This window comes from Pseudomonas sp. PA-4-8C (genome assembly GCF_021606625.1).
Taxonomy (GTDB): domain Bacteria; phylum Pseudomonadota; class Gammaproteobacteria; order Pseudomonadales; family Pseudomonadaceae; genus Aquipseudomonas; species Aquipseudomonas lactis.
Genome location: NZ_WKCD01000383.1, coordinates 1 through 4,128 on the forward strand (window position 1 = coordinate 1; position 4,128 = coordinate 4,128).

The 4,128-nt window shown below is 58.5% G+C and carries 4 protein-coding genes; 2 read left to right on the forward strand and 2 right to left on the reverse strand.

Translation table 11 applies throughout. The annotated features are described in order from the left end of the window. A partial coding sequence (locus GIW04_RS28585) for a T6SS immunity protein Tli4 family protein (RefSeq protein ID WP_236479453.1) occupies positions 1 to 1,159 on the forward strand: 1,159 nt, incomplete at its 5' end. A gap of 32 nt (positions 1,160 to 1,191) precedes the next feature. Here the strand turns inward: GIW04_RS28585 and GIW04_RS28590 are convergent. After that, positions 1,192 to 2,295, reverse strand: coding sequence for a sugar diacid recognition domain-containing protein (locus tag GIW04_RS28590; RefSeq protein ID WP_236479455.1), 1,104 nt, complete (start codon positions 2,293 to 2,295; stop codon positions 1,192 to 1,194). A gap of 157 nt (positions 2,296 to 2,452) precedes the next feature. Here GIW04_RS28590 and GIW04_RS28595 point away from each other — a divergent pair, with 157 nt between their 5' ends. After that, on the forward strand, positions 2,453 to 3,763 hold the full coding sequence (locus tag GIW04_RS28595; protein WP_236479456.1) for an MFS transporter: 1,311 nt from the start codon (positions 2,453 to 2,455) through the stop codon (positions 3,761 to 3,763). Positions 3,764 to 3,870: 107 nt separating this feature from the next. Here the strand turns inward: GIW04_RS28595 and GIW04_RS28600 are convergent. After that, on the reverse strand, positions 3,871 to 4,128 hold a 258-nt coding region (locus GIW04_RS28600; protein WP_236479457.1), incomplete at its 5' end, for a hypothetical protein.

A 4,128-nucleotide genomic window follows, 5' to 3' on the forward strand; every position in this document is an offset into this window, starting at 1 on the left:
CAGTGAACAGGAGAAACAAACCGTGCACGAATTGACCAGCAACATGCGCACCTGGGCGCTGGGCCGTGGGCTGATAGATTTGCCCGCCAGCTGGACGGGGGGCGGGGATGTGAAGTTGTACTACGGGCTGGGGGCCGATCATGCATCCGTTGAAGTGCGGGTGTTAGGAGAGGGAGTGACGCGAGAGCGGTTTGATGCGGCTGTGTACGAGCGAGCGAGTCGGATTGCTTCCGTAAAAAACTACAATCATTCCGATGTGTCGATGCTGGTATCGGCGAAAGTCGTAACGGCACAACATAGGTTATTGCAGTACTACGAGAGCGTTGAAATTGCAGACTGGTTCGTGCATGAGTCCCATCTGTTGATTGGTGACGTTTACGTCATGCTCCGCGCTGACTCCTTCAATGGTAATACCGCCCCTGTTGAAGATCGTCTGTTAAAACTTTCAAAAGAGATCTTCAAAGTCCCCCCTGAAACCGCAGGCGCGGGGTTTGCGCTTGGGCCGGTTGTCATTCGCAGTCATCACGATCAGGAGATCGCTAGTTTCGACTTTAGCCCACCAGCCTCAGATGTCTCGCTGAGTATCTATATCAACGCTTTGTCGCCTGATGATGAAGAACGCTTGCACGTCCGCACTCCCAAAGACGGGCAAATTTTTCTCGCAGGGGATTACGAAAATTTGCGGGCAAGGAAAATTACGTTGGCCGGCATGCAAGCCGAAGAGTCCCTGATCGGCTTCAGCGATGACACTCACCGTCAAATACTCTTTGTGAGCGAAAACTACCGGGACAATCCTTCGCTGGCTCGGCCTGGCATGAGCATCCGTTTGTCGGCGGGTGGCATGAAAGGAGAGCCAGTTGATCCCAACGAACCCGAAGACCTAGTGCGCTGGACCCTTCCCCAATTCGCCAACAAAGGCTACGAACTGCCTCTCTGGCAACGACCCGCGTCACCAGAACCCGTCAACCCTTCCCTCACCGACTACGAAGCCATGGCCGTGTGGGACGCAATCCTCAAATCCGTACGCATCCGCTACGGCTCGGTCGCGCACAAGCCGGACCCCTGGGCCAACATTCGCGGGCCCAGTGCAGAAGAAGCTGCCGAAAGCAAGCGCATCCTCGATGAGTTCATTGCCAGCTTGGAAAAACGTAAGCCGTGACAGGGAGAACAGCTAATAACATCGTGCGAATTTTAGCGTTCGCTCTGGGGCAGCAATTGGACGCCCAGGTACAAGGCAAGCATCCCATCGAGCGTCAGCGGGTCCACGCCGCTGAGTTCAGCGATTCGCTCCATGCGGTAGCGCAGGCTGTTGCGGTGAATGCCCAAGGCGTCGGCACACGCCTGGCTTTGCCCGTCGTGTTCACACCAACTGCGCAACGTGGCGAGCAGTTGCCCGTTGCTGTCCTTGGCCAACACTTTGCGCAACGGATTGAGCAGTTCGTCCAGGGCGTCGTCGTTGCGATGACGCCACAGCATCACCGGCAGGCGATAACGGTTGAGGGTCAACAGCCGTGATTGCGGCAGGATATCGCGGCCATAAGCGAGCAGATCACCGACCCGGCGGTAACAGCGGCGCACCCCCGCCAACCCTTCCGCTTGCCCGCCGATGGCCACGCGCAGGACGTTCCAGCCCAGGCCGTCGAGCTTTTCCAACAAGCGGGGATTATCGACCTGCACCGCGGCGGGTCGGCACCACAGCAAGGAAAACTGCGCAGAACTGACGCACCAACTGTCCGGGTAACGGCTGGCGAGCCAGGCGCTCAAAGCCTCCGCCGTTTGGCCGGGGCCCAGTTCAAACAGGTACGGCGTGCGCGCCAGTTGTGGCTTGAGCCCCAGTTGCTGGGCTTCGTCCACCAAACGTGGGGAGTCGCCGCTGTCGGCCAACAGCAGGGCCAGCAGATCATCGCAACGCTGGCGCCGCCATTGTTGCTCGGCTTGCTGGTGGCGTTGGCTGACCAGCATTTCAGCGGTCATGCGCACCAGTTCGGCATAGGTGCGCAGCCCATCCGGCTCGCCGGTGATACCCAGCACGCCGATCAGGCGTTGATCATGCAGCAGCGGCAGGTTAATGCCCGGCTGCACGCCCTTGAGATGCTTGGCGGTCTGCCCGTCGATTTCCACCACCCGCCCATTGGCCAATACCAGTTGCGCCCCTTCGTGACGGGTATTGATCCGCTCCGGTTCACCGCTGCCCAGGATCAAGCCCTGGCTGTCCATGACATTGACGTTATACGGCAGGATCGCCATGGTGCGATCGACAATCTCCTGCGCCAGGGCATGATCCAGCTCGAACATGGGGCTAATTTCCTGAAAAAGGTTGTTCACCGGCACAGCGCAAAGATGGCTTGACTGTGCGCCAGCACAAAGACAGTTGCCCATCACGTCATCGAGACTGTTGGGGCGGTCAACGTTACCCTCGCACCGCGTAAAATCATAATAAAGAGAGAATCCCATGTCACAGAGCGCCACTGCCGCACTGGCCAGCGATGACGATAAAAACGCCATCTACAAGCGCGTTACCCTGCGCCTGATCCCCTTCATCTTTATCTGCTACCTGTTCAATTACCTTGACCGGGTAAATGTTGGCTTTGCCAAGTTGCAGATGCTCGATGCATTGAAATTCAGTGAAACCGTGTACGGCCTCGGGGCCGGGATTTTCTTTATCGGCTATGTGCTGTGCGGCGTACCGAGCAACCTGGCGCTGACCCGGTTTGGCCCGCGGCGCTGGATCGCGTTGATGATGATCGTGTGGGGTACGCTCTCCACATGCCTGCTGTTTGTAACCACGCCCACGCATTTCTACACCCTGCGCCTGCTCACCGGTGCCGCTGAAGCCGGCTTCTTCCCCGGTGTGGTGTTGTACCTTTCGCAGTGGTTTCCGACCTTCCGCCGTGGGCGGATCATGGCGCTGTTCATGTCGGCGATCCCGGTTTCAGGTTTGCTCGGCAGCCCGTTTTCCGGCTGGATTCTCAATCACTTCGCTGCCGGCCAAGGTGGCCTGGCAGGCTGGCAGTGGATGTTCTTGCTGCAAGGCATCCCCACCGTAATCCTCGGCGCCCTCGCCTACTTCCTGCTCAGTGACAGCTTCGCCAATGCCAAATGGCTCCAGCCCCATGAGCGCGCGGTGCTGGAAGCCGACCAGGCCACTGACCTGGCGAACAAGCCGAAAACCACCAGCGACTCCCTGGCCGAAGTGTTCAAGAACCCGGCGATCTGGGCATTCGGCCTGATCTACTTCTGCATCCAGAGTGGCGTGTATGCGGTCAACTTCTGGGTGCCGTCGATCATCAAGAACATGGGCTTCAGCGACAACCTGGTGATTGGCTGGCTCAGCGCGATCCCGTATCTGTTGGCAGCGGTGTTCATGCTGCTGGTGGGCCGCTCCGCCGATTTGCGCAAGGAGCGCCGCTGGCATTTGGTGGTACCGATGTTGATGGGCGCCATTGGCCTGGTGATCGCCGTTAACTTCGCCACTACGCCCGCTATCGCCATTCTCGGCCTGACCATCGCCACCATGGGCGCCCTGACCGGCCTGCCGATGTTCTGGCCGGTGCCCACCGCGATGCTCAGCGCGGGCGCGGCGGCGGGTGGCTTGGCGTTGATCAACTCCATGGGCCAGATGGCGGGTTTTCTCAGCCCGTATATCGTGGGTTTTGTGAAGGATGCCACCGGGTCCACGGATATGGCGTTGTACCTGCTGGCGGCGGTGATTGTGGGTGGGAGTGTGCTGGCGTTGCGGATGACGCGTACGTTGAAAGCATGAGGACTATTTTGCGGTCATAAGGCTTGCCCTCGCCCGCAATCGGCAAGGCGCTCATCCTGATAACCAAGGATGGGCGCCTAAAGGGTCAAGCACGCAGGCATAGCCGACTACGAATGATGGACATCGAAGGAGCCAACAGCGGAAAACTTATTGAGTTCATCGTTGAATTCGCACTCGAAGTTCCCCTTGGCATACCCCGTTTCAGGTACATGCTCTAAAACCACCTGACCACTGCGTGCCTCTAACAAGGCACGTTTTACGAACTGCGTGAACAACACTATTACCGCCGGATCGTCACCCCCCAACTGATAGGTGCCTGGCGGCGTTCCCTTGTTAACCACAATAGACAAAAGATCGTCTTGAGT

Excerpts from the sequence above, each read along its gene's own strand:
- GIW04_RS28595 (WP_236479456.1), top strand. The coding sequence starts at position 2,453 with ATGTCACAGAGCGCCACTGCCGCACTGGCCAGCGATGACGATAAAAAC.
- GIW04_RS28590 (WP_236479455.1), bottom strand. The coding sequence starts at position 2,295 with ATGTTCGAGCTGGATCATGCCCTGGCGCAGGAGATTGTCGATCGCACC.